1 protein-coding gene is annotated in these 1,344 nt (G+C 62.6%); it reads left to right on the top strand.

All coding sequences use genetic code 11. From position 1 onward, the window contains the following. Positions 1–1,344 (top strand): NADP-dependent phosphogluconate dehydrogenase (gene gnd, locus FE782_RS31945; RefSeq protein WP_138198416.1); only part of this gene is annotated, 1,344 nt, incomplete at both ends.

The raw sequence follows: 1,344 nt of genomic DNA, 5'->3' as shown, positions 1-1,344 counted from the left end.
GAAACAGCAAATCGGCGTCGTCGGCCTCGCGGTCATGGGGAAGAACCTCGCCTTGAACATGGAGAGCAAAGGGTTCTCCGTAGCGGTCTATAACCGCTCGCCGGAGAAGACGAAGGAGCTCGCCCTTGAAGCGGCCGGCAAAAACCTCGTCGGCGCATACAGCGTCGAGGAGTTCGTGCAATCGCTCGAGACGCCTCGGAAAATCATGATCATGGTCAAGGCGGGCGAGCCGACCGACAAGACGATCGAGTCGCTGCTGCCGCATCTCGACGCGGGCGACATCATCATCGACGGCGGCAACGCCTACTTCCCGGATACGCAGCGCCGCGAGCAGGAGCTTACCGCGAAGGGCTTCCGCTTCATCGGCACCGGCGTCTCCGGCGGCGAGGAAGGCGCGCTGAAGGGACCGGCGATCATGCCGGGCGGCCCGAAGGACGCGTACGAGCTCGTGGGGCCGATCTTCGAGGCGATCTCGGCGCATGTGAACGGCGAGCCGTGCTGCACGTACATCGGACCGGGCGGCGCGGGCCACTACGTGAAGATGGTGCATAACGGCATCGAATACGGCGACATGCAGCTCATCTGCGAAGCGTATCAGCTGCTGAAGGACGTGCTGTCCTTAAGCGCCGACGAGCTGCACACGATCTTCGCGGAGTGGAACCGCGGGGAGCTGGACAGCTACTTGATCGAAATTACGGCGGACATCTTCCTGAAGAAGGACCCGGAGACGGGACTTCCGATGGTCGACGTCATTCAAGACACGGCCGGCCAGAAGGGCACGGGCAAGTGGACGAGCGCGAGCGCCCTCGACCTCGGCGTGCCGCTGTCGATCATTACGGAATCCGTGTTCGCGCGCTTCCTGTCCTCGATGAAAGGGGAGCGCGTCGAAGCGAGCAAGATTCTGAGCGGACCGAGCGCGCAGCATACGGAAGTAAACAAAGCCGAGTTCATCGAGCAGGTGCGCCGGGCGCTGTACGCGAGCAAAATTTGCTCGTACGCGCAAGGCTTCGCGCAGATGCGCGCCGCCTCCGAACACTTCGGCTGGAATTTGCAATACGGCGAAATCGCGAAAATTTTCCGCGGCGGCTGCATCATCCGCGCGCAATTCCTGCAAAACATCACGGATGCGTACGACCGCAATCCGGAGCTGAAGAACCTGCTGCTGGACGACTATTTCAAGAACGCGGTCGAGAAATACCAGGACGCTTGGCGGAACGTCGTCGCGACGGCCGTGCAGCGCGGCATCCCGACGCCGTCGTTCTCGTCGGCGCTGGCGTACTACGATTCGTACCGGACGGAGCGGCTGCCGGCGAACCTGCTGCAGGCGCAGCGCGACTACTTCGG

Origin of the sequence: Paenibacillus antri (assembly GCF_005765165.1) — a bacterium.
In the GTDB taxonomy this organism is placed as follows: Bacteria; Bacillota; Bacilli; order Paenibacillales; family YIM-B00363; genus Paenibacillus_AE; species Paenibacillus_AE antri.
This window is presented reverse-complemented; position numbering and strand designations above follow the sequence as displayed.